General features: G+C 65.1%; 17 protein-coding genes and 1 pseudogene. 13 read left to right on the forward strand and 5 right to left on the reverse strand.

All coding sequences use genetic code 11. From position 1 onward, the window contains the following. Positions 1-2 precede the first annotated feature (2 nt). Together JQX13_RS46625 and JQX13_RS46630 are read right to left on the reverse strand one after the other, a co-directional pair. A complete protein-coding gene (locus JQX13_RS46625; RefSeq protein WP_203405843.1) occupies positions 3-1,118 on the reverse strand; it encodes a LacI family DNA-binding transcriptional regulator in 1,116 nt (371 codons plus the stop codon). A 13-nt stretch (positions 1,119-1,131) separates the two neighbouring features. Further along, complete coding sequence (locus tag JQX13_RS46630; protein ID WP_203405844.1) at positions 1,132-2,463, reverse strand: GH1 family beta-glucosidase; 1,332 nt, start codon at positions 2,461-2,463, stop codon at positions 1,132-1,134. A 260-nt stretch (positions 2,464-2,723) separates the two neighbouring features. Here JQX13_RS46630 and JQX13_RS46635 point away from each other — a divergent pair, with 260 nt between their 5' ends. The 8 genes from JQX13_RS46635 (at position 2,724) to JQX13_RS46670 (ending at position 16,049) form a co-directional block, all read left to right on the forward strand. Beyond that, the gene (locus JQX13_RS46635; protein ID WP_203405845.1) at positions 2,724-3,965 is read left to right on the forward strand and encodes an ABC transporter substrate-binding protein; all 1,242 of its coding nucleotides are present in this window, start codon (positions 2,724-2,726) and stop codon (positions 3,963-3,965) included. 83 nt (positions 3,966-4,048) lie between these two features. Next, entirely contained in the window at positions 4,049-4,996 is a 948-nt protein-coding gene (locus JQX13_RS46640) for a carbohydrate ABC transporter permease (protein ID WP_203405846.1), read from the forward strand. Next, the gene (locus JQX13_RS46645) at positions 4,996-5,841 is read left to right on the forward strand and encodes a carbohydrate ABC transporter permease (RefSeq protein ID WP_203405847.1); all 846 of its coding nucleotides are present in this window, start codon (positions 4,996-4,998) and stop codon (positions 5,839-5,841) included. Before JQX13_RS46640 ends, JQX13_RS46645 begins: the two co-directional genes overlap by 1 nt. A 10-nt stretch (positions 5,842-5,851) precedes the next feature. Continuing rightward, positions 5,852-6,940 (forward strand): ABC transporter ATP-binding protein, encoded by a 1,089-nt coding sequence (locus tag JQX13_RS46650; RefSeq protein ID WP_203405848.1) that lies wholly within the window; start codon positions 5,852-5,854, stop codon positions 6,938-6,940. 680 nt (positions 6,941-7,620) lie between these two features. Next, a complete protein-coding gene (locus JQX13_RS46655) occupies positions 7,621-10,206 on the forward strand; it encodes a glycoside hydrolase family 48 protein (RefSeq protein WP_239014283.1) in 2,586 nt (861 codons plus the stop codon). A gap of 220 nt (positions 10,207-10,426) precedes the next feature. Next, on the forward strand, positions 10,427-13,372 hold the full coding sequence (locus tag JQX13_RS46660) for a glycoside hydrolase family 9 protein (protein ID WP_239014284.1): 2,946 nt from the start codon (positions 10,427-10,429) through the stop codon (positions 13,370-13,372). Between the two features lie 38 nt (positions 13,373-13,410). Then, entirely contained in the window at positions 13,411-14,706 is a 1,296-nt protein-coding gene (locus JQX13_RS46665; RefSeq protein ID WP_203405851.1) for a lytic polysaccharide monooxygenase, read from the forward strand. Between the two features lie 110 nt (positions 14,707-14,816). Further along, entirely contained in the window at positions 14,817-16,049 is a 1,233-nt protein-coding gene (locus JQX13_RS46670) for a carbohydrate porin (protein WP_203405852.1), read from the forward strand. A gap of 237 nt (positions 16,050-16,286) precedes the next feature. Here JQX13_RS46670 and JQX13_RS46675 read toward each other — a convergent pair whose 3' ends face one another. Further along, positions 16,287-17,165 carry an alpha/beta fold hydrolase gene (locus tag JQX13_RS46675; RefSeq protein ID WP_203405853.1) on the reverse strand — a complete coding sequence of 293 codons (879 nt, stop codon included), beginning with the start codon at positions 17,163-17,165 and terminating at the stop codon, positions 16,287-16,289. 174 nt (positions 17,166-17,339) lie between these two features. On the opposite strand from JQX13_RS46675, the gene JQX13_RS46680 reads away from it, so the two are divergent. The 3 genes from JQX13_RS46680 (at position 17,340) to JQX13_RS46690 (ending at position 21,711) form a co-directional block, all read left to right on the forward strand. Continuing rightward, complete coding sequence (locus JQX13_RS46680) at positions 17,340-19,025, forward strand: catalase (protein ID WP_430384125.1); 1,686 nt, start codon at positions 17,340-17,342, stop codon at positions 19,023-19,025. Between the two features lie 347 nt (positions 19,026-19,372). Further along, the gene (locus tag JQX13_RS46685; protein WP_203405854.1) at positions 19,373-20,539 is read left to right on the forward strand and encodes a trypsin-like serine protease; all 1,167 of its coding nucleotides are present in this window, start codon (positions 19,373-19,375) and stop codon (positions 20,537-20,539) included. A 149-nt stretch (positions 20,540-20,688) separates the two neighbouring features. Continuing rightward, the gene (locus JQX13_RS46690) at positions 20,689-21,711 is read left to right on the forward strand and encodes a phosphotransferase family protein (protein ID WP_203405855.1); all 1,023 of its coding nucleotides are present in this window, start codon (positions 20,689-20,691) and stop codon (positions 21,709-21,711) included. 60 nt (positions 21,712-21,771) lie between these two features. Here JQX13_RS46690 and JQX13_RS46695 read toward each other — a convergent pair whose 3' ends face one another. Both JQX13_RS46695 and JQX13_RS56680 read right to left on the reverse strand, forming a co-directional pair. Then, on the reverse strand, positions 21,772-22,341 hold the full coding sequence (locus tag JQX13_RS46695) for an imm11 family protein (RefSeq protein ID WP_239014285.1): 570 nt from the start codon (positions 22,339-22,341) through the stop codon (positions 21,772-21,774). A gap of 8 nt (positions 22,342-22,349) precedes the next feature. Next, positions 22,350-22,499: pseudogene (locus tag JQX13_RS56680) on the reverse strand (AHH domain-containing protein); the annotation flags it as partial. Positions 22,500-22,621: 122 nt separating this feature from the next. Here JQX13_RS56680 and JQX13_RS46700 point away from each other — a divergent pair. Then, positions 22,622-23,941, forward strand: a complete 1,320-nt coding sequence (locus JQX13_RS46700; RefSeq protein ID WP_203405856.1) for an IS1380 family transposase — start codon at positions 22,622-22,624, stop codon at positions 23,939-23,941. Beyond that, complete coding sequence (locus tag JQX13_RS55745) at positions 23,929-24,060, forward strand: hypothetical protein (RefSeq protein WP_275424884.1); 132 nt, start codon at positions 23,929-23,931, stop codon at positions 24,058-24,060. The genes JQX13_RS46700 and JQX13_RS55745 overlap by 13 nt, the downstream gene beginning before the upstream one ends. Positions 24,061-24,187: the final 127 nt, after the last annotated feature.

The raw sequence follows: 24,187 nt of genomic DNA on the forward strand, positions 1-24,187 counted from the left end.
CCTCACGTCCGCGGAGTCATCCGGGTCAGATCGACCTCGTCCTGTGTGCGGAACAGCCGCAGGTCATCGATCCGCGCATAGGGCAGAACCGTCTGCAGGTTCTCGGCTGGCTGGCCATTCAGGAGCGCTTTCAGATGGCTGGCCAGCACCGTACCGACGCGCGACTGTGGCTGGTAGTAATAGGTGACATGCTGCTCGGAGAGCGTGAGGAACGGCATGCCACCAAAACCGACCACGCTCAGGCCGTCCTTCTTGGTGTCCCTCCCGCTTTCGAGCAGCCCCTCCAGCGTGCCCACGATCGACATCTGGTTTCCACAGACGATCGCCGTGACCGAGGGAACGCGCTCCAGAAGCAGCTTGATCGCCTCGCGGGTTCCCCGCACCGAAAGGTCGCCATGGTAGACCAGGGACTCGTCCCAGGGCAGTCCGGCTTCGGCCAGCGCCCGCCGATAACCGCGCAGGCGCAGGCCGACATAGTTGAACCCTCCGGACGGGTTGAGCAGCACGATCCTCCGGTGCCCACCGCGCGCCAGGGTCATGACCGCATCGAACACCGCGTACTCGTCGTCGTGGTCGACGAAGGCGTGCGGCGTCTGCAGCTCGGTGCGCCCGAAGCTCACGAACGGGAAGTCCTTCTCCAGGCAGAACCTGGCCCGTTCATCCATGGGCGTGGTGCGCGAGAAGACGACGGCATCGGCGAGCCGCTGATCGTAGATCTTGCGGACCGGATCCAGCGGCGTCTGCTGGCCGGTCTGAGCCAGGACGATCAGGTTGTAGCCCGCGGGCTCGATGCCGTTCGACAGGGTCTCCACCTGCGCCAGGAAGCCCGGCTCTCCGTAGTCGCCAACCTCGGGCGCGTAGAGGATGGAGCAGACCTTGAACGTCCGGCCCGTGCGAAGGTGGATGCCGCCAATGTTCGGCACGTAGCCGAACCTGGCGGCGGCCTCCTTCACCCGCTGGATCGTCTCCGGCCTCACCTCCGGACCGTCCTTCAGCGCCCGGGAAACGGTGCTGATCGACAGGCCCAGATGTGTCGCCAACGTCCTGAGGTTCGCTCGAGCCCCGGCCGTCCGAGCGACCCCGTCGTTCTCCTGGCGCTTGCTGCGTTTGGCGCTCACGTCGAATCCGAGTCTAGATGCCTGGCAAGGCGTTCGCGGCGATCACTTCCCGCATGAAGTCGAAGGAAGCCTTCGGTGTCCGTTTCTGGGTGCGGTAATCCACATGCACGAGGCCGAAGCGCTTTCCATACCCATGCGCCCACTCGAAGTTGTCGAGCAGCGACCAGGGCATGAAGCCACGGACATCCGCTCCCTCCGAAACAGCGCGTTGCAGTCCGGCCAGATATTCCCGGTAATAGGCGATACGGTCTTGATCGTCAACCCGGCCATCCGCGCCGACCACGTCGATGAAGGCACCACCGTTCTCCGTCACATAGACCGGCGGGTTGCCGCAGCGCTCCTGGACGATTTTGAGGACCTCGTAGAAGGCGTGGCCGTCTATCGCCCAGTTCATCTCGGTCCGGCGGAAGTAGAGCGGCGGGTCGGCATGCATGAAGGGCCAGGCACCGTTCGGGCAGGCCTTGATGTAGCTCGGGAAGTAGTGGTTGACGCCCAGGAAATCGATCGGCCGGTGGATCTCCTCGAGGTCACCGTCGCGCACGTGCTCGGCGAAGCGCTCCACGACCGAGTCAGGGTAGCGTCCGCGGTAGATCGGGTCGAGGAAGACGCCGTTCCACTTGTCCTCGAAGAGCGCCGCCAGGTGGCCATCGCGCTCCTTGAACTGAGGGAGCGGCCGGGCCTTGTGGATCGGTACCACGGTCCCCACGCCCGCCCTGGGCGTCAGGTCGCGCAGCACCGCGACGGCCCGCCCATGCGCCAGGTTGAGATGGTGCGCGGCGCGAACGGCGGCGCGGGGATCCGTCAGCCCCGGCGCGTGGCGTCCCTCCTCGTAACCGACCCAGGCCGAGACGCTCGGCTCGTTGAAGGTCACCCAGTTCTCGACGCGATCTCCGAGCCGTTTGGCCACCACGGCCGTGTACTCCGCGAACCAACCCGCGATGTCGCGATTGGCCCAGCCGCCGCGGTCCTGCAGCGCCTGCGGCAGATCCCAGTGGTAGAGGCACGGCCACGCGCGCATGCCGCGCTCGAGCAGGCCATCGACGATGCGATCGTAGAAGTCGAGCCCCTTGGCGTTGAGCGCGCCGCCCCCTTCTGGAAACACCCGCGGCCACATGATGGAGAAGCGGTAGACCTTCGCGCCCAGGTCGCGCATCAGGTCGAGGTCCTCGGCATAGCGGTGGTAGTGGTCGCACGCGACCTCGCCCGTGTCTCCGTTGGCGACCTTGCCGGGCGTCGCGCAATAGGTGTCCCAGATGCTTCGACCCCGTCCGTCGTCCGGGGCCCCGCCTTCAATCTGGTAGCTGGAGGTCGAGACCCCCCACACAAAGCCTTCAGGAAAACGCATTGTCATCTCCAGAACACCGTCTTCATTCCTACCGCACCGCGTCACTGTCTGTCTTTGCCGCGCCGCGTCGTGGTCATTTCCTTGCCGCATCGCGTCGCCAACCGCCCCGAGAATCGTAACGTTGTCATTTTATTTCCCCGACTCATTCTTTCGACGAGAAACCCGCGAGAACGGCGTTGACTGCCGAGTCTATCTGTGGGACGAATCGTGGAATCGAAACGTTACGATTTCTGAGTCTTATACCAACGGGGAGGATCGTAATGCGAGCGCTCAATGCATCCGTGGGGCTGGTTTCCGCCGTACTGCTCGGTTTCTCGGCCGCGGCCCAGGCCCAGACGGCCGAGGTGCTGCATTGGTGGACGTCGGGAGGTGAATCAGCCGCGCTCGACAAGGTGCGCGCCGCCTACAAGGCGAAGGGTGGCACCTGGAAGGACACTCCGGTGGCAGGTGGCGACAATGCCCGCGCCGCGGTCGTCAATCGCATGATTGGAGGCAAGCCGCCCACCGTCTTCATGTTCTCGATTGGCAAGCAGCTCGAGGAGCTGGCCGAACAGGGGCTCGTTGGCGACGTCCAGGACGCGGCCACCACGGGCAAGTGGGACGCCGTGCTGCCGCCCCTCATCGCCAAGGTCGCCAAGTACGACGGCAAGTACATCGCCGCGCCGCTCAACATCCACGGCGAGAACTGGATGTTCTACAACACCGCCGCCCTCGAGAAGGCCAAGGTCCAGGTGCCGAAGACGTGGCCGGAGTTCATCACGGCCGCGAAGGCGCTCAAGGCGGCTGGAATCACCCCGATCGCGCTCGGTGGCGAGCCGTGGCAGGAGCGGATCCTCTTCAACTCCGTCCTGCTCGGTGTGGGCGGCCGTGACCACTACCTCAAGGTCTACGGCCAGCTCGACGACGCGGCGATGAGGTCCGCCACCATGCTCGAGGTCTTCAAGACCGTCGCGGCACTGCGCGAGTTCGTCGACGAGGGCAGCCCGGGCCGCAAGTGGAACATCGCGGCCAACATGGTGATGAAGGGCACGGCGGCCTTCCAGTTCATGGGGGATTGGGCCAAGGGTGAGCTGGTGGCGGCTGGAATCGAGCCCGGAACGGCCGTTGGCTGCGCGCTCGCCCCGGCCAAGGACAAGGGCTACATCATGACCATCGACGCGTTCGCCTTCTCCAACGCGAAGGACAAGGCGAGCCGCGAGGCCCAGAAGCTGATGGCGAACATCATCATGGACCCGGCGGTCCAGATCGCCTTCAACAAGAGCAAGGGCTCCATTCCCGTCCGGACCGACGTGCCCAGCGACTCCTTCGACGTCTGCGCCAGACTGGGAATGGAGACGCTCAAGGACCCGAAGGCGCAGCTGGCGAGCTCCGGCCTGTTCGGCCTGCCGAGCGCGGTCTCTGGCGCCATCGATGATGCGATCTCCCAGTTCTGGAACACCCGGACGATGACGCCCGAGCAGGGACGCGCGCTCTTCATCAAGACGATCGCGAGCGCGAAGTGAGACAGCGTCGCCGGGGTGGATGAGTCCCACCCCGGAGACCGCCCTCCCCTACCCCTGGCATTCAACGGCGGACGGACCATCTCATGATGAACGCACAACAACAGCCGTCCGCGGTGACGATGCCGCGCGCGGAGAGCTCTCCGGCCGGTAGGCGCTCTCGCCTGTCGTCCAGCACGGCGGCCAGGATCGCGCTCATTCCAGCCGCGCTCATCACGGTCGTATGTTTCTATGTCTTCGTCGGCTGGACGATCCTCATCTCGATGACGCGGTCCCGGCTGCTGCCGGTCTACAACTTCGTCGGGCTCGATCAATACAAGCGCCTGTTCGCCAACGACCGGTGGTGGACGGCGATGGAGAACCTGGCCATCCACGGCACGCTGTTCATCCTGGGCTGCACCGTGATTGGTTATGCGCTCGCCATCATGCTCGACCGCATCACCCGGGGCGAGAGCCTGTTCCGCACCGTGTTCATGCTGCCGTTGTCGATGTCGTTCATCGTCACCGGTGCCATCTGGCAATGGCTGCTCAACCCGACGCTCGGCATCCAGGACGCGGTGCGTGATCTCGGTTGGACGGATTTCGTCTTCAACTGGATCGTCCGGCCCGACCGCGCGATCTACACGCTGGCCATCGCTGGCATCTGGCAACAGGTCGGGTTGTGCATGGCGCTCTTCCTCGCGGGCCTGCGCGGCATCGACCCCAATATCTGGAAGGCGACACGGGTCGATGGCATCCCCACCTGGCGCGTCTACACCAACATCATCACGCCGATGTTGAGGCCGGTGTTCTTCTCCGTGTTCGTTCTGCTGTCCGCGCTGGTCCTCAAGTCCTTCGATCTCGTCGTGGCGCTGACCGGTGGTGGTCCCGGCTTCTCCTCCGATCTGCCGGCGCGGTTCGTGGTCGATCACATCCTCAATCGCCAGGAGCTGGGGCTGGGCGCCGCTGGTGCCTTCATGATGCTCTGCACCATCGCGGCGGTCGTCTCCCCGTACGTCTATTACGAGCTCCGCACGCCGCGGAAGGAGGCTTGATGCGCTACCAGCGGCTCGTTCTCTATCTTCTGCTGACCTCCGCCACACTGGCGATGCTGGCGCCGATCCTGATCATGGTCTCGACCTCGCTGAAGCCGATGGACGAGATCCGCGACGGCAGCTTGTTCGCGTTGCCTCAGGCCCCGACACTGGCCGCCTGGGGAAAGGCCTGGGGCAGCGCCTGCATTGGTGCTTCCTGTGAGGGGCTCTCGGGACAGTTCGCCAACTCCTTCGTGATCGTCCTGCCGTCGCTCTTCCTGTCGGTCGGGCTGGGCGCGTTGACGGGCTACGCACTCAGCCTGTGGCGTGTCCCCTACGCCAATATCCTGTTCGGCGCGATCCTCGTCGGCCTCTTCATTCCGCCCCAGGTGACGCTCTACCCGATGATCGTGATGATCCGGGAGCTCGGCCTGTTCGGCTCGGTGCCCGGACTCGTGTTGGTCCACGTCATCTGGGGCCTGGCCTTCGTCACGCTGTTGTTCCGCAACTTCTTCCAGTCGGTGCCGCAGGATCTGCTCAAGGCCGCGCGGATCGACGGTGCCGGCTTCCTCGCGATCTTCTGGTACGTGATGTTGCCGCTGTCACTGCCGGTCTTCGCCGTCGCGATGATCCTTCAGTTCACCTACATCTGGAACGACTTCCTGCTGGGCTTGACCTTCAGCAGCCCGGAGAGCCAGCCGGTGACCGTGGCGCTGAACAACCTGGTCGGCTCGCAGTTCGGTGAGCAGGAATACAACCTCAACATGGCCGCGACCATGCTGACGGCACTTCCAACCGTGCTCGTCTATCTCTTCTCCGGCCGTCTCTTCGTTCGCGGCATCGCAGCCGGCGCCGTCAAGGGCTGAGGACCTGGCAATGCATGGAGTCAGACTCGAATCCGTCCGCAAGGCATATGGTTCGCAGGTCATCATCGATGACATCGATCTGCAGATCGAGGACGGCGAATTCCTGGTGTTGCTCGGGCCGTCGGGCTGCGGCAAGTCCACGCTGCTCAACATGATCGCGGGCCTCGAGCCGGTGACGAGCGGCCGTATCCTCATTGGCGGCCGAGACGTGACGGGGCTCGAGCCAGACGAGCGCGACATCGCCATGGTGTTCCAGTCCTATGCGCTCTACCCGACCATGTCGGTGCGCAAGAACATCAGCTTCGGCTTGAAGATGCGCGGGACGCCCAAGGAGGAGATGGACCGAAAGGTCGATGACGTGGCACGCCTGCTGCGCATCGAGCACCTCCTGGATCGTCGGCCGGCCAATCTGTCCGGAGGCCAGCAGCAGCGTGTCGCCATCGGCCGCGCGTTGGTACGCGAACCGTCGGTCTTCCTCTTCGACGAGCCGCTCAGCAACCTCGACGCCAAGCTGCGCGCCGACATGCGTGTCGAGCTCAAGAAGCTGCATGAGCGGGTCGGCCGCACCATGGTCTATGTCACGCATGACCAGATCGAGGCGATGACGATGGCCACGCGCATCGTCGTGCTCGACCAGGGCCGCATCCAGCAATGCGACAGGCCGGAGGTCATCTACGAGCAACCCGCCAACCGCTTCGTCGCATCCTTCGTCGGCGCACCGACCATGAACTTCCTCGACGGGCGCCTGACCCGGAGCGGCGATTGCCCGGCGATTGCCTGCCACGACGCGGTCATCCCCCTGCCCGGGCTGGACAGCGCTTCGGAGCTGAAGGAGGGACGCCCCATCGTGTTGGGCCTGCGGCCCGAGCACGTTCAGCGCGCCGAGAGGGGCGGCGCCGGCACGATTCAGGCAGTGCCTCTGATGTCGGAGCCGACGGGCCCCGACATGTTCGTGCGGATGACGCTCGGCGGTAACGAGATCACGGCCCGCCTGTCGACCGACGAGAAGGTCGAACGCAATGCGCCACTCCCCATCCGGATCGATGGCCGGCGGGTCTCTCTTTTCTCGCCGGACAACGGTCGTCGGCTGATCTCGTGAAGTCTCCGCGGCCTGCCTGCCGCTCCGGGCAGGCCGCGTGAGCAGCTCAGGAGCGACGAGCGCCAGGGCAAGCCCCGCGCTCTGACGGACAGCCAGGCGCGAAGCTCTGACGCGGGGTCACGCGAGGAGCACCGCCAGCAGCGGCTCGAGCGGACCGTCTTCCACAACCCTCATCATTGGCGAACACCACCAACCCAGGACGGGTTTGGTGGTGTTTGTGCTTCCCGCGGTCGTTCCTCCTTCGCTTTTTCTCATACATATCCATGAACATGGAAAAACCGTATTCGCTTGCATCTCAGAATTGATTGGTGTACCAGAAGAATCAGCGGAGCCCTGAGTCACCCCGACAGTCGTGCTCATCTCCACCCCTCTGATTCCCGCCTGAACCTCCAACACGATCCTCTCCAGGGACCGAGCGCTTCCAGCAGAAACGGTGTCTTCGGACACCGTCTGAAAGGCTGGCACCTCGATAGTCATCTCGTCATGGCTTCTGGAAGCGCTGGAGGCAAGTGGGGAGCAGACAGTCGTTCGTCGTTCGCGCAGTCAACCCCGAGGAGGAAGTGATGTTCTTGCGTTCTCTCAAATCAGCTGTGACGCAGGCTCTCTGTCTGACGGTAGCGGTTGCCGCCCCCGCGCAAGCCATTGCCGCAACGCACAACAAGCCAGCGCGCCCCCTGGCCGTGGCTCTCGCTGGAGAGTCCACCTATACGCAGCGGTTCCTCGAGCAGTACAACAAGATCAAGGACCCGGCGAACGGGTACTTCAGTCCCAAGGGCGTGCCCTATCACTCCGTCGAGACCCTGATGGTCGAGGCTCCGGACCATGGGCACGAGACCACCTCGGAGGCCTACAGCTACTGGCTGTGGCTGGAGGCGGAGTATGGCCATGTGACGGGCGACTGGGCGCCCTTCAACGCCGCCTGGGCCAACATGGAGAAGTACATCATCCCGTCCCAGGCGGATCAGCCGACCAACTCGTTCTACCAGGCGAGCAAGCCGGCCACGTATGCCGGTGAGTGGGATCTGCCGAGCCAGTACCCTTCCCCGCTGCGCGCGGATGTGGCGGTCGGAAGCGATCCCATCGCGGGTGAGCTGAAGGCCACGTATGGCACCAGCGACATCTATGGCATGCACTGGTTGCTGGACGTGGACAACTGGTATGGCTACGGCCGGTGCGGAGATGGCACGACCTCTCCGTCGTACATCAACACCTTCCAGCGCGGCTCACAGGAGTCCGTGTGGGAGACGGTTCCGCATCCCTCGTGCGATACCTTCACCTGGGGCAAGCCGGGACAGGGCTTCATGAGCCTCTTCACGGGAGACGCCAACTACTCCCGCCAGTGGCGCTACACCAACGCGCCGGACGCGGATGCCCGCGCCGTTCAGGCCGCGTACTGGGCCTACACCTGGGCGAAGGAGCAGGGCAAGGAGAGCCAGGTCGCTGACGTGATGAAGAAGGCGGCCAAGATGGGCGACTATCTCCGCTACGCGATGTTCGACAAGTACTTCAAGCGTATCGGACAGTGCATTGGAGAGACCGCCTGCCCCGCGGGCACTGGCAAGGACAGCATGCATTACCTGCTGTCGTGGTACTACTCGTGGGGTGGTGCCATTGACACGAGTGGTGGTTGGGCCTGGCGTATCGGCTCGAGCCACAGCCACTTCGGGTACCAGAATCCGATGGCGGCCTACGTCCTGAGCAACGCGTCGTTCCTGCGGCCCCAGTCCGCGACCGGCGCCGCCGACTGGGCGACGAGCTTGCAGCGGCAGATCGAGTTCTACACGTGGTTGCAGTCGGCCGAGGGTGGCTTCGCGGGCGGCGCCACGAACAGCTGGAAGGGCCGTTACGCTCAGCCGGAGAGCGCGTCGTCCTTCTACGGCATGTACTACGACTGGCGCCCCGTCTACCACGACCCCGCGAGCAACCAGTGGTTCGGTTTCCAGGCGTGGTCCGTGCAGCGCGTGGCGGAGTACTACTACGTCACGGGTGACGCCAAGGCCAAGAAGATGCTCGACAAGTGGGTGGCCTGGGCGTCCCAGCACACCACGCTCACCGCGGACGGCAAGTTCCAGGTTCCGAGCACCCTGCAGTGGACGGGTGAGCCGGACACCTGGAACCCGGCCAACCCGGGCAGCAACAGCAACCTGCACGTGACGGTCCTGGACTACACCAACGACGTCGGTGTGACCGCGGCCTACGCGCGTACGCTGATCTTCTACGCGGCCAAGTCCGGCAACACGAGCGCCAAGACCCTGGCCAAGGAACTGCTCGACCGGATGTGGGCGAACTACCAGACCCCGAAGGGCGTGGCCGTGCCCGAGAAGCGTGAGGACTACAAGCGCTTCGACGACACCTACAACCCGACGACGGGCGACGGCGTCTTCATCCCGTCGGGCTGGACGGGAACGAACGCGCAGGGTGCGACGATCGACTCGAACGCGACGTTCATCAGCCTGCGTCCGAAGTACCGGCAGGATCCGGATTGGCCGAAGGTTCAGAGCTTCCTGAACGGCGGCCCGGTGCCCGAGTTCACCTACCACCGCTTCTGGGCCCAGGCGGACATCGCCATGGCCATGGCGGACTACGCGCGGCTGCTGGATGGAGGCACCACCCCGCCTCCCGCGGGCATCGTGACCTCCTCGAGCGACGTCAGCGTGCCCGAGGGCGCGTCCGCGAGCTTCACGGTGAGCCTGTCCGCGGCGCCGACGAGCAATGTCACGGTCTCCGTGGCCAAGGCCTCCGGTGACGCGGATCTGTTCGTGTCGTCCGGGTCCACGCTGACCTTCACGCCCGCGAACTGGAACGTGGGTCAGACCGTCACCCTCGGTGCGGTGGAGGACGCGGATGAGCTCAACGGGACCGCGCAGTTCAAGCTGACGGCGAGCGGCCTCCCGGCGGTGTCGGTCAACGCGACGGAGATCGACAATGACATCGCGCCTCCCCCGACCTGCACGCTGACCGTGGATACCAGCAATGACTGGGGCTCCGGTCATGTCGGACGGGTCATCCTACAGAACGATGGGACGCAGCCCCTGACGAACTGGAAGGTCAGCTGGACGGCCACCAACGACTTCACCATCAACAACTACTGGAACGGAGTCTTCACGAAGACGGGCCGCTCGCTCGAGGTGACGCCCCAGGGCAACTCCACGGTCCAGCCCGGCAGCAGCATCGAGGCCGGCTTCGTGGCGAACTACAGCGGCGCGAAGCCGGTGCCCAGCGGTGCTCGCGTGGAAGGGCAGAACTGCACCATCAATGTGAAGTGAGCTGTGTGAAGTGAGCTGAATGCAGCTCGACGGGGCATGGGGACCGTCGAGCTGCATTTTCTCGTCGTGCACGGCGGCGGGGCGCGGATCGCGCTCCGCCGCGCGGATGATCCAGGCCTCCCAGGCCCTCACTCAACGAACACATCGAAGGAGCTGACCCGAGATGCGCAAGCATTTACTGGCAACACCCGCCGCACTCCTGATGGGCTTGTCGTCGGTCGTGAGCCCTCTGGTTGCGCAGGCGCAGACGTTCAACTACGCGGAGGCCCTGCAGAAGTCCATCTGGTTCTACGAGGCCCAGCGCTCAGGTCCCCTGCCCGCCACCAACCGGGTGAGCTGGCGAGGAGATTCCGGCCTGCAGGACGGAGCCGACGTGGGCAAGGATCTGACCGGCGGCTGGTACGACGCGGGTGATCACGTGAAGTTCGGCCTCCCCATGGCCGCCAGCGCGACGCTGCTGGCCTGGTCCGTCTACGAGTACGAGGAGGGATTCCAGCAGAGCGGACAGCTGGATGCCATTCTGGACAACCTCCGCTGGGTCAACGACTACTTCATCAAGGCGCATACCGCTCCGAACGAGCTGTATGGTCAGGTCGGGGCGGGAGGCCCGGATCACGCCTGGTGGGGACCGGCCGAGGTGATGCAGATGGCCCGGCCCGCATTCAAGATCGATGCATCCTGTCCCGGCTCCGATCTGGCCGGTGAGACGGCTGCCGCCATGGCCGCCTCGTCCATCGTGTTCAGGGCCTCCGATCCGGCCTACTCGGCCACCCTGCTGACGCATGCGAAGCAGCTCTTCGCCTTCGCGGACACGTACCGGGGCAAGTACTCCGACTGCATCAAGGACGTTCAGTCCTATTACAACTCCTGGAGCGGCTACTGGGACGAGCTGAGTTGGGCTGGCGCCTGGTTGTACCTGGCCACCAACGAGAGCAGCTACCTGACGAAGGCCGAGAGCTACACCGCCAACTGGGGCTCCGAGGGGCAGACGTCCTACTGGAGCTACAAGTGGACGCAGAACTGGGATGACAAGCATTTCGGTGCCCAGCTCCTGCTCGCCCGTCTGACGGGGAAGGACATCTACAAGTCCTCCATGGAGCGGAACCTGGATTACTGGACCACCGGCTACAACAACGAGCGGGTCCGCTATACCCCTGGCGGGCTGGCCTGGTTGGATCAGTGGGGCAGCCTCCGCTACACCGCGAACGCTTCGTTCCTCGCGTTCGTCTACTCCGACGACATCGCCGCCAGCGATCCGGCCAGGTCCACGCGTTACCGCGACTTCGCCTCCCGGCAGATCCGCTACATGCTCGGAGAGAACCCGCGGAACTCGAGTTACGTGGTGGGCTTCGGTGTGAACCCACCCCGCAACCCGCACCACCGCACGGCGCACGGCGCCTGGGCCGACTCCCTCTCCAGCCCGGCCGAGAGTCGGCACATCCTGTACGGCGCGCTGGTGGGGGGCCCGGACGCGTCGGATGCGTATGTGGATGACCGGACCAACTACGTCTCGAACGAGGTCGCCACGGACTACAACGCGGCCTTCACCGGTGCGCTGGCCAAGATGTACCTCCTCTACGGCGGTACGCCGGACCCGACCTTCCCGAAGCGGGAGACGCCGAACACGGATGAGTTCTACGTGGAGGCTGGCATCAACGTATCCAGCTCCAACTTCACGGAGATCCGGGCGTACCTCCACAACATCTCCGGCTGGCCGGCTCGCGTGGGCGACAAGCTCTCCTTCCGGTACTTCGTCGATCTCTCCGAGGTCATCGCCGCCGGGGGCTCTCCTTCGGATCTGACGGTCACCACGAACTACCACCAGGGGGCCAGGGTCCTGCCACTCAAGCAGTGGTCTGGAAACATCTACTACGTCACGGCCGACTTCACCGGCACCCTGATCTACCCCGGAGGGCAGTCCGCGTACCGCAAGGAAGTCCAGTTCCGTATCGCCAACGCGGTGGGCTCGCCCTGGGATCCGACCAACGACCCGTCCTACAAGAACCTGACCTCGTCCGCGGCGAAGACCCCGTACATCCCCGTCTATGACAACGGCGTCCGGGTCTTCGGCACCGAGCCCGGTCCCGTCTCGACCGACACGATCCCTCCCGCGTCTCCGGTCGGTCTGTTGGCCGCCGCGTCCAATCCGTCGCGGCTCAACCTCCAGTGGAGCGCGAACACGGAGCCGGATCTGGCGAGCTACAACCTCTACCGCTCCACGACCAGCGGCTTCACGCCCTCCGCGTCCAACCGGATCGCCACCGGCCTCACGACTACCGCCTACGCCGATACCGGGCTGAGCGCCTCGACGACCTACTACTACAAGCTCACGGCCGTCGACACGTCTGGCAATGAGTCCTCCGCGTCCTCGCAGGCCTCCGCGACCACGTCCGCCCCGGACAGCGTACCGCCCGCGGCTCCGACGAGCCTGAGCGCAACCGCGGCCAGCTCCAGCCAGATCCAGCTGACCTGGGCCGCAAACGCCGAGGCCGATCTGAAGGGCTACAACCTCTACCGCTCCACGACCAGCGGCTTCACGCCCTCCGCGTCCAACCGGATCGCCAGCGGCATCACGGCCGCCTCCTACTCCGACAGCGGGCTGAACGCCTCGACGACCTACTATTACAAGCTCACGGCCGTCGACACGTCCGGCAATGAGTCCTCCGCGTCCTCGCAGGCCTCCGCGACCACGCAGCAGGCGCCAGCGTCCAGCCTCTCGGTCCAATACCGCGATGGTGATGGCAACACGCCGACCAACAACCAGGTCCGGCCCCACTTCAAGGTCGCCAATGGTGGAACCACCAGCGTCCCCCTGAGCGAGCTGAAGGTCCGTTACTACTTCACACCGGATTCCGGAGAGCAGATCCAGGTCGCGTGTGACTACGCCACCCTGAACTGCGCGAACATCACCTCCACCGTGGTTCAGATGTCCGCTCCGAAGACGGGCGCCACGCACTACATCGAGTTCGGCTTCACCGCGGGAGCCGGCTCGCTTGCCGGGGGCCGCGACACGGGTGAAATCCAGATCCGGTTCAACAAGAGCAACTGGTCCAACTTCGACGAGACGAATGACTACTCGTTCGACCCGACCAAGACCTCGTTCTCCACGTCCAGCAAGATGACCGTGTACCGCAGCGGCGTCCTGGCCTGGGGCACCGAGCCGTAGAGCAGCACTCACGCATTGAGCACCAAGGAGGGATAGCCATGCAAAAGCGAAGCAATGGTGTTTCGTGTGCCGCTGTCATCGGATTGACCACCCTGGGAGCGGTGCTGCCGCTCCAGGACGCATCTGCCCACGGAGGGATGACCTACCCCGCCACCAGGACCTATGCCTGCTACCTGGATGGCAAGGCCGGCGGGAATGGCGGTGACCTCCAGCCCACCAACCCGGCCTGCGTCGCCGCCGTGGCCGAGGGTGGCAAGAATCCGCTCTGGAACTGGTTCGGGAACCTCATCAGCAACGCGGCCGGCCGGCACCAGGAGATCATCCCGGATGGGAAGCTGTGCGGCCCCACCCCGCTCTTCGATGCCTACAACATGGTCCACCCGGACTGGCCAGCGACCCCACTGCAGGCCGGTACCACCATCACCATCCGGTACAACGCGTGGGCACCGCACCCCGGCACCTGGTACCAGTACGTGACCAAAGATGGGTGGGATCCGAGCCAGCCCCTGAAGTGGTCCGACCTCGAGCTGTTCAACACGGTCACCAACCCCCCCATCAACGGAAGCGGTCCCGAGGGTCCCGAGTACACGTGGAGCGCGCAGTTGCCGACTGGCAAGAGCGGCCAGCACATCATCTATTCCATCTGGGAGCGCTCGGACAGCCCGGAGGCCTTCTACAACTGCTCCGACGTGGTCTTCGACAGCGGGGCGCCGGACGACGAGGCGCCCACCGCACCCGGGGCGCCGACCGCGAGCGGCGTGACGGGCACGACCGCCCAGCTGAGCTGGTCCGCCGCGCGCGACAACATGGGCGTGACCGGCTACGAGGTGTACCGGGCGAACGGCGCTTCCGGTGAGCTGGTGGCCTCGCCCACCGGAACCTCCACCAGCCTCACGGGCCTCACGCCCTCGACCTCGTACACCTTCTACGTGGTCGCTCGTGACGCCGCTGGCAACCGCTCTCCCGCGTCTCCCGCTGTCACCTTCACCACGGCCGAGACCCCGCCCGCCGGGAACTGCGAGGTGGCCTACAGCGAGCCCAACAAGTGGTTCGGTGGGTTCACCGGCAACATCCAGATCACCAACACCGGCTCCAGCACGATCTCCGGTTGGAAGCTGCAGTGGGACTACACGGATGGCCAGACGGTCACCAACGGCTGGAGCGCGAAGCTCTCCCAGCAGGGCACCACGGTGACCGCCGAGAACGAGGCCTGGAGCGGAACCATCCCGCCGAACGGCTCGGTCACCTTCGGGTTCAACGCGAACGCGTCGGGGTCCAACCTGCCGGCACCGTCCGCCTTCACCCTCAACGGAACCCTCTGCTCCACTCCTTGAGTTGAGGGCAACACTCCGGGGTGGGTGCTCCCTGCCGCACCGCGCCCACCCCGGAGCCGTGGCTCCCCAGAACAGACGTGAATCCCCTACAGCCAGTGAAGAGAACCCTGATGACGAACAAAGCCCTGCTCGCGGCCATCACCGCCACCTGTGCCGCCATGACGGCGCATGCCGACCCGCTTCCCATCCCCATCATCTTCTCGGGCTACATGCGCGCCGGGACTGGCATCAACGTTCGGGGTGGTACGCAAGTTTGCGCCGGCCTGCCCGGTGCCGACACCAAATGGCGTCTGGGTAACGAGTGTGACTACGTCATCGAGCCGAGCCTCAATGCCAGGCTCGTCTCGGCTTCGGGCTCTGACTGGCATGTGCACTTCATGCCCGGAATCTATCGCGCCTGGGGAGGCAAGGAGTTTCAAACCTACAACTCAGGGGTGGTCATTCCCGATAGCGGTACGGACGAGCTCGTGGCCCGCTTCGGTCAGGTCTATGCCTATGGGACCAACATCGCGGCGCTCGGCAATGGCAAGATCTGGGTGGGCCGGCGCTTCTACAACCGTCTCCAGACCGGCATCAACGACCAGTTCCTCGAGATCAACGATGGCGATGGTGCGGGCATCGAGGACATGAACGTCGTCGTGGGCAAGCTCAGCGTGGCCGCCATGCTGAACCCTCGCGGGAGTGCCAACAACAACCGCATCAGCGTGCCCGTACGACTGACTGGCATCAAGGACCTGCCCGGCGGCGAGCTCGCCATGTACGTCACTCCGTCCGTGCAGCTCCGGAGCGATGACCAGGTGTCCTCCGACTCTCCGGCCCAGGAAGCGAATGGACTGGCCGTGGGTCTCTACCAGACCCTGAACGGCGTCCTGTTCGGGGGCAACACGCTCGTCGGCTTGAAGATGGATTGGTACGGCACCACGCGCAACAGCCGCGTCGTGCTTCAGCAGTCGGCTTCCCTGGGTGGCACCATCATCGAGGGCCTGGCCGAGTACCGCATCAACAAGGCCGCTGGTAACGCTGGCAACAAGTGGTTTGGCATCGGCGTCCGCTCCGACACGCATGTCATCGGTCCCTTCCGCGTGCTGGCCGAGGCTGGCCATGACGTGGTCAAGCCGGACAACGGTGGGCACACCCGCAACATGACCAAGCTCACCCTGGCGACGGCGGTGTCCGCGGGCGATCAGGCCAGCTCCCGCCCGACGGTCCGTCTATTCGTCACGCACGCCATCTGGGACGAGGCGGCTCGCTTGAGCTTCGACCCGACGTCGCGTCTGCGTCAGGTGTTTGGTGACCAGAGGGCTGGCACCTCGGTGGGTCTCCAGGCCGAAGCCTGGTGGTGAGCCGCCCAGCGCATCCGTTGCCACACCAAGAGAGGAGTCCCTACACCCCCTCCTGGCGAGGCGGACGAGCCCCTGTTCCCTCCACTGCTCGACCAAACCCGCGTGGACGAACTGATGACCCGGGACCTCTACTGCGTCGGCGAGGAGATGCTCGCGGAGGAACGCATGGTGGTGGGCGTCCTCAGCGCGATGGACATGGTCCGCTGGCTGGCGACCCTCCCACTCGGAGATAAGGCCTCACGAAACTCTCGAGGCCTCCGTTTCCACGGCCTCGAGGTGGTCCAGGATCGCCGCCGCGAGCCGGGGCACGACCGCGTGCGGAATCGCGTGCCCCATTCCTTCGATGGTCACGAGCGTCGAGCGCGGCAGGTTCGCCGCCAGGTGCCGTGAATTGGACGCGGGATTGGTGGGATCCTCCGGGGTGGCGATGACGAGCGTGGGTACGGTGGAGCGGACGAGCTCCGCCCCACGAGCCAGCGCGGAGTAGTCGGCTCGCGCGTGGGCTCCCGGATTGTCGTGACGGCCGGCGTGGGCGATGATGCGCCGCTCCAGCGAACGGAATTCCTCGGCATCGAAGGGGATCACCCGCCCGTTGAGCCGGCGCCAGTTCTCCACCCGCCATTCGATCTCCGCCTCGAGGTCGCGCGGCTCGAACATGTGGCTCCAGAACTCGAGCAGCTCCGGATCGATGGGAGCCTGTTGCGTCCCGTCCTCGAGGGCGGGCGTCCCCTGGAGAGCGGCCGCTCCGATGACCGTCGCGCTGAGCAGACGCGAGGGATGCTCGACCATGAGCCATTGGGTGAGGAAGCCCCCCACGGACAGGCCCACGACGTGCGCGCGGCCAATGCCGAATGCATCGAGGACGGCCAGCGCGTCCTCGGCCAGCCGGTGCAGGGGATAGGGCTTCGTGTCGAAAGCCCAGGTGGACGCACCGGTATCCCGGTGGTCATAACGGATGACCCGGTATTTCCGGGCCAGGAGGTCAACGAAAGCATCGGGCCAGGCCAGCCCCGAGGCATTGGCCCCCATGATGAGCAAGACAGTGGGCGCATCCTCTGGACCTCGTGACTCCACCCAGAGCGAGATCCCCTCGGCGACCTTGACGAAGCGTTCCATGCGATCAGCCTCGCATATTCATCGGGTGCGAGGGTGTCACTTTTCTCCATGACGAGTGGCGGACGCTTTCGCGGAATCCGTGTCGGGTTCTGGCTCCATGCACCTCGGACCGATGGTTTCCCGCCCCCTCGCCGCGAATGGTGCACTCCGCGGGAGTCACCAAGGGGAGACTCGATGAACAGGAAGACGGACGCGGCCTTGCTGAAGCAGCTCGCGATGGGGACGGGGCACGGCACGGTGAACGACGGGGCGAAGGACGCGAAGGAGAGCATCCTGACCACCCGACAGGGGCACCCCGTTTCCAACAACCAGAGCGTGCGTTCCGTGGGAGCGCGCGGTCCGACCACGCTGGAGAACTACCACTTCCTCGAGAAGATCACCCACTTCGACCGGGAGCGCATCCCCGAGCGCGTGGTGCATGCCCGGGGCACCGGGGCATACGGCTATTTCGAGGCCTACGGGACGGTGGGTGACGAGCCCATCTCGAAATACACGCGCGCGAAGCTGTTCCAACAGAAGGGCAAGCGCACACCGGTCTTCGTTCGCCTCTCCTCCGTCATCCACGGCGGCCACTCCCCCGAGACGCTGCGAGATCCGCGTGGCTTCGCGGTCAAGTTCTACACGGAGGACGGCAACTGGGATCTGGTGGGCAACAACCTCAAGGTCTTCTTCATCCGCGACGCGATGAAGTTCCCGGACCTCGTCCATGCCTTCAAGCCGGACCCTGTCACGAACCGGCAGGATGCCCGGCGCATCTTCGACTTCATCAGCCTCTCGCCCGAGGCGATGCACATGATCACGTTCCTCTTCAGCCCCTGGGGCATCCCCGCCAGCTACCGCTTCATGGAGGGCTCGGGCGTCAACACCTACAAATGGGTCGACGCTCGGGGCGAGGCCGTCCTGGTCAAGTACCACTGGGTGCCCAAGCAGGGCGTGAAGAACCTCCTCCAATCCCAGGCCGAGGAGATCCAGGCGAAGAACTTCAACCACGCCACGCAGGACCTGTACGAGGCCATCGAGAGGGGCGAGTTCCCAGAGTGGGAGTTCTGCGTGCAGATGATGAGTGATGGGGAGCACCCGGAGCTCGACTTCGATCCGCTGGACGCGACCAAGCTCTGGCCCGAGGACTCGTTCCCACTGCGACCCGTGGGGCGGATGGTGCTGGACCGCAATCCGGTGGAATTCTTCGCGGAAGTGGAGCAGGCCGCCTTCGGCACGGGCGTGCTGGTGGACGGCCTGGACTTCTCGGACGACAAACTCCTGCAGGGCCGGACGTTCTCGTACTCGGACACCCAGCGCTACCGGGTGGGAGTCAACTACCTGGAACTGCCCATCAACGCGCCGAAGCGGCCGGTGGCCAGCAACCAGCAGGCGGGGCTGATGGCATACACGGAGGAGACCGAGCGCACCCGCAACCCGCACGTCAACTACGAGCCCTCGAGCCTGGGCGGGCTGAGGGAGGCCCGGCAGGACGGCCCGGACCACACGCCCTACGTCGCGGGCAATCTGGTGAAGCAGAAGATCGACCGGCAGAACAACTACCGCCAGGCCGGTGAGCGCTTCCGCAAGTTCGAGGACTGGGAGCGCGATGATCTCATCCACAACCTCGTCGACGCGCTGAAGGGCTGCACGCGGGAAATCCAGGAGCGCATGCTCTGGCACTTCAGCCAGTGCGATCAGGAATACGGCAGACGGGTGGCCACGGGGTTGGGGCTCTCCGTTCCAAGCACCCTCCCCGCCTCGCTGAAGGATCGCATCCCGCCGGAGGACCTCCGGCCTCCAACCGGCGGCCCCGACCCGAAAGGCGACTCCCTCACCTCGCCCAGGGCCTCGGGCAATGAGCCTTCCGGGAAGCCCTGAAGCGAAGCACTCGTACAGGCATGTCGTCCAATTCTCGCGAGGCCACTTGCAACCTCATTGCATGAGAATCCGAGATGCCTCGAGCATGAGCGAGAGTCTTGTTGAGACTGGCTTGACAACCTGAGAGGGGAACGTTTATCTGTTCTGCGTTCCTGACCGAGAGAAAGAGTTGCATGGTGGGTTGCGACTCGAGGCGGGACCCCTGACTGGCATGAGCAGTCATCAACCGACGAAGATGTCGGCGGGTTCGGCATTTCTCTCGTGAATCCGTTCGTGCTCCGCGAGGAGCACGTTTCGACCGGGCGAACCCACCCGGATGCTCACCCCCGTAAGAGGAGAGTCCCCCCATGTCGCAGCGTCACTTCGTTCGAAAGTTCTTCCTGCTCGGCACCGCCAGCACGGCCCTGCTCGTAGGCTGTGGTCCCGAGGAGTCCCTCGCTCCCCAGCAGCAGTCCCTCGGCTCGCAGGGCCAGGAGATCGTCGGTGGTAGCGACACGAGCATCTCCACCCATCCCTGGCAGATCTCCTTCCAACTCGCGTCAGGCTTCCACTTCTGCGGCGGCTCCATCCTGAACGAGAGCTGGATCCTCACCGCTCAGCACTGCGTGGACCAGAGCGGTTCCTTCTCCGTGAGGAGCCCGAGCAGCGTCCGCATCGCCGCGGGCGGCACCCAGCTCAGCACCATCATCACCGAGGGACAGGTCCGCACCGTCGACGACGTCATCCCCTTCCCGGGCTACGAGACCGTGAGCCAGGGCAAGGACGTGGCACTGCTGCACCTGTCCAAGCCGCTCAAGCTCAATGGCAGCGTGGCGCCCATCGCGCTGGCGACCCCGGAAGATGAGGCGGCGGGCCTGACGGCCGCGGGCATCCTCTCCACCGTGACGGGCTGGGGCGACCTCGCCGCCAATGGCTCACCGCCGGATACGCTGCAGGCCGTCGACGTGCCCCTCGTCTCCAACGAGGAGGCCGGCGCCGCCTACGGCTTGACCCTCTCCGAGGATCAGCTCGCCGCGGGCGTCATGGGCGTGGGCGGCAAGGACTCGTGCCAGGGTGACAGCGGCGGCCCGCTCATCGTGAGCAAGGGCAGCGAGAAGATTCTCGCGGGCGTGGTGAGCTGGGGCTACGGATGCGCCGAGCCCGAGTTCCCCGGCATGTACGCGCGCGTCTCGTCCTTCCAGCCGTGGATCTCCTCCTTCCTGAACAAGAGGCCCACCATCCGCCTCAACACGACCAATCAGTCGGGCAGCGCGGGCGATTGGAAGCACTACCGGGTGAGCATTCCGTCTGGCCTCAAGGTGTTCAACGTGCACATCTCCGGCGGCACGGGTGACGCCGACCTCTACATCCAGCACGGCGCCCAGCCGACGGAGAGCAGCTTCACCTGCCGGCCGTACTCGGGCGGCAACAACGAGACCTGCAGCATCCCCAACCCGGCGGCGGGCACCTGGTTCATCTCGGTCCAGGGCTACTCCGACTTCTCCGGCGTGAGGGTGCACGCGACCTCCTACTGAGAAGCGAAGCCATCCACCCCACGGGTGCGCCGGCTCGCCCCGGCCCCCGCGGCGGAATCTCGTGAGGACGATGGGTTCGTGCCCCTTGCGCCCGACGAGCCGAGATGAAAAACCACACGGCTCGCTCGTCGGCCCACGGGAGATGCACGATGCGTAGTCGGACGAAAGTGACGCTGCGGCGGGAGGAACTCGAGTCACTCGTGCACCACGCCTTTGGTTCGAGTTCACGGGTGCGCTCCGCCGAGGAGCTCACGGATGGGATGTTCAACGCCGCGTATGCGCTGGAGTTGGAGGGACAGGCCCCCGTCGTCCTGAAGGTGGCGCCCCCACCGGGCCAGCCCCTGCTGACATACGAGCGGGACCTCATGCGAACGGAGGTCGAGTTCTACGAGCGCGTCGCGAAGGAGACGACCTGCCCCGTGCCCCGCGTGTTGGCCCACGACTTCTCGCGCTCGCGCATCGGCAGCGACTACTTCTTCATGGAGCGGCTGCGGGGCGCCCCGCTGGAGAAGATGAAGAAGGAGCTGACCGACGGGGAGCGGGCACGCCTCCAGGCCGAGCTCGGGGAGCTGGTCGGGCGACTGGGGGCCATCCGGGGCCGCTTCTTCGGTTATCCACAGCACGGGACTGGTACCCAGGCGGCCACCTGGCGCGAGGCGTTCCTCGCCATGGTCGACCGTCTCCTCCAGGATGCCGAGCGGCTCGAGGTGCGCCTGCCTCTGCCGACGCGAGAGATCCTCGCTCTGTTCCAGGCCGGGGCAAGAGTGCTCGAACAGGTGAAGGAGCCCGTTCTCACGCACTTCGACCTCTGGGACGGCAACGTCTTCGTCCACCGTGTGGAGGGAGTCCCTCGCATCGAGGCCCTCATCGATGGGGAGCGCGCCTTCTGGGGTGACCCCATCGCGGAGCTGGTGTCCACGGCCCTCTTCCGGGACGCGGAACAGGAGCAGGATTTCCTGCGAGGGTACCAGGAGGCCACGGGCACTCCCCTGGTCTTCACCGAGGGGGTGCGGCACCGGCTCAACCTCTACCGCGCCTACCTCTGCCTCATCATGGTCATCGAGGGGGTGCCCCGCGGGTACTCGGGCCTGAAGTACATGGCCATCCGCCAGTACTGCCTGTTCAAACTGAGGGGCGAGCTGAAGCAGCTCGCCGCTCGCGGACGGGGATGACCCCAGCGCGAGAGGAGCACCAGCTCCGGCCAGTCGACTGTATGCCCAAGACGAGTGGCCTCATACCTCGAGGAATTCAACGCCGGTGATGCCCTCCTCCTCCATGCCCCGCTTGATGTGTTCGGAGACGATGAGGACAACCTGCCAGCCCCAGGGTCGGAAGATGTTGGCATCGCCTATCTTCGCCGGGTCCACCTTCAACCCCCGAACATTCCGGTATTGGCCCTGTTTGTCCGGACGGTTGTCCTCCGGCAGCCAATAGAGAACCTCCTTACATCGGGCATCGTCGATGCATCGGATGATTCGCAGGGCATTGAGGATGAACCAGGGCTCCGTCTGCCCCTCCACCTCTACAGGAATGAACTGGACTTCCTTCTGAAGGCCCAGACGCTCGAAGAGCGAGACCACACGACGGTGGACGATGGGAATCCCCAGGGCATGAGAGAATTCGATCGCAATGCCCGCCGGCTTCACGGTTATCCGAATCGGCCGCTCGATGCTCAGGACCCGTCCCTCGTTGAATCGCCAGACGTCGAACAGTTCTTCCCGTCCCTCTTCATCATCGAGAGGCATCCTCAGATACCACCGCCCCGGCACATACTTGTCATCGGATAGCTTGTAATACTTCATTTGTGCTGTCATGGCTTTCTGGTGGCGAGCTTGTTGAGCTTGGAGCCCGGCGTACACACTTCCCCTGCAATCTTACTGAGCTCGTCCACGAGCATGGCTCGACACTTGGCCCGACTCCTACAGTGCACAACAGCACTGCTCACTCGTTCGAAGATATCACCCCGCCTTATTCACGAGAGGTGCAGGAGGATGACCGGAAAAGGAGGGTGACGCGCCTGACCTCCCGAGTGGTAGAGGGGTGTTGTTCAGACATCCACCACCACAAGGCAGGAGGCGCGTCATGGGTGAAATCCTCAACGACTTCGGGCTGGAGTTCAACGGCTCCGTGAAGCTGGAGGCGAGGGCGGAGCGGTTGACGTCGGAGGCAGGTGCGGTGCTGCTGAGGGAGGTGGACGAGCGGTTGGGGCTGACGCGCTGGCTGGGGGAGATGTTGACGGACACGCGAGACGAGAAGCGGATAACCCACTCGCTGAGGGAGTTGGTGCGCACGGACCTTCTGCTGTTGGGGCAAGGGTGGAGAGACCACGACGACGCGGACGCGCTCAGGAGGGACGCGGCGTTGAGGTTGGCGGTGTCGGACAGCAAGAGCAGCGTGCCGCTGAGGGGGAAAGAGGGGGGAGCGGAGGGGTTGGCCTCACAGCCCACCTTGTCGCGGCTGACGGCCATGTTGGCGCGAGAGGAAAACCGGAAGGTGCTGCACGAGGCGCTGGTGTGGCAGACGGGGCGGAGGCTGAGGGCGCAGCAGCCCAAGGGCCAGAAGCTCAAGCAGGTGACGGTGGACGTGGACGGGTTGCCGGTGGAGGTGCATGGGCACCAGGAGGGCAGCGCGTACAACGGGCACTACGGAGTACGCATGTACCACCCGATTGTCGCCAGTCTCGCCGAGACGGGAGACCTGCTGGACGTGAGGTTGCGCGAGGGAAACGTGCACAGCGCCAATGGAGCGCTGGAATTCATCGACGAGTTGCTGGGGCGAGTGGAGAAGGAGGTGTGTGAGGTGGCGGCGGTGCGCTTCGACGCGGGCTTTCCCGAGGAGAAGCTGCTGGCGAAGCTGGAGGAGCGAGGCACGCCCTACGTGGCGCGCGTGCGCAACACCAGCGTGTTGCAGCGGGAGGCGGCGCTGCCGCGCTTCATGAATTCGGGAGTGCCGCTGGGGGAGCCGGGCACCCACCTGTACGAATGGGAGTACCAGGCGCAGGGCTGGAGCCGTGCGCGGCGCGTGGTGTTGGTAGTGCTGGAGAGGAAGGACGAGCTCTTCCCGCACGCCTTCTGGCTGGTGACGAGCTGGAGCAAGGAGCAGATGCCGGCACAGGCGCTGCTGGAGCACTACCGCCAACGCGGCACGGCGGAGGGCCACTTCGGAGAGCTCATGGACGTGCTGGCCCCGGCGCTCTCCTCGGCCAGACGGCCCAAGTCCAAGTACCGGGGGCAGCCGCCCGTCCAGCGCGCGGTGTCCATCGACGCCTTCGCCAACAACGAGGTACGCCTGTTGCTCAATGCCCTGGCCTACAACCTGGTGCACGCCGCGCGCGTGCTGATGGAGCAGGCCACGGGCGAGGGCTGGGGCTGCTCCGTGTGCGCGAGCGGGTGCTCAAAGTAGCCGCGCGGGTGCTGTTACACGCCAGAAGAGTGGTGCTGGTCATTGGCCGGGAGTCGGCCAGCCTCTGGCAGAAGCTGTGGACGAAGCTGGGCTCGCTGAGCACAGCGCAAATCACGTAGCTGCCTGGAGTCAATTGCAGCTCACGTGTCGCACTCTCCCCACTCCCCTCTCCATCTCCTCCTGCTTGCTACCCGCTGCCCCGGGGCGGGCTTCCTCTGCCTTGTGCCCGATAACTCAACCCAACGC

The sequence above is a fragment of the Archangium violaceum genome, from assembly GCF_016859125.1.
In the GTDB taxonomy this organism is placed as follows: Bacteria; Myxococcota; Myxococcia; order Myxococcales; family Myxococcaceae; genus Archangium; species Archangium violaceum_A.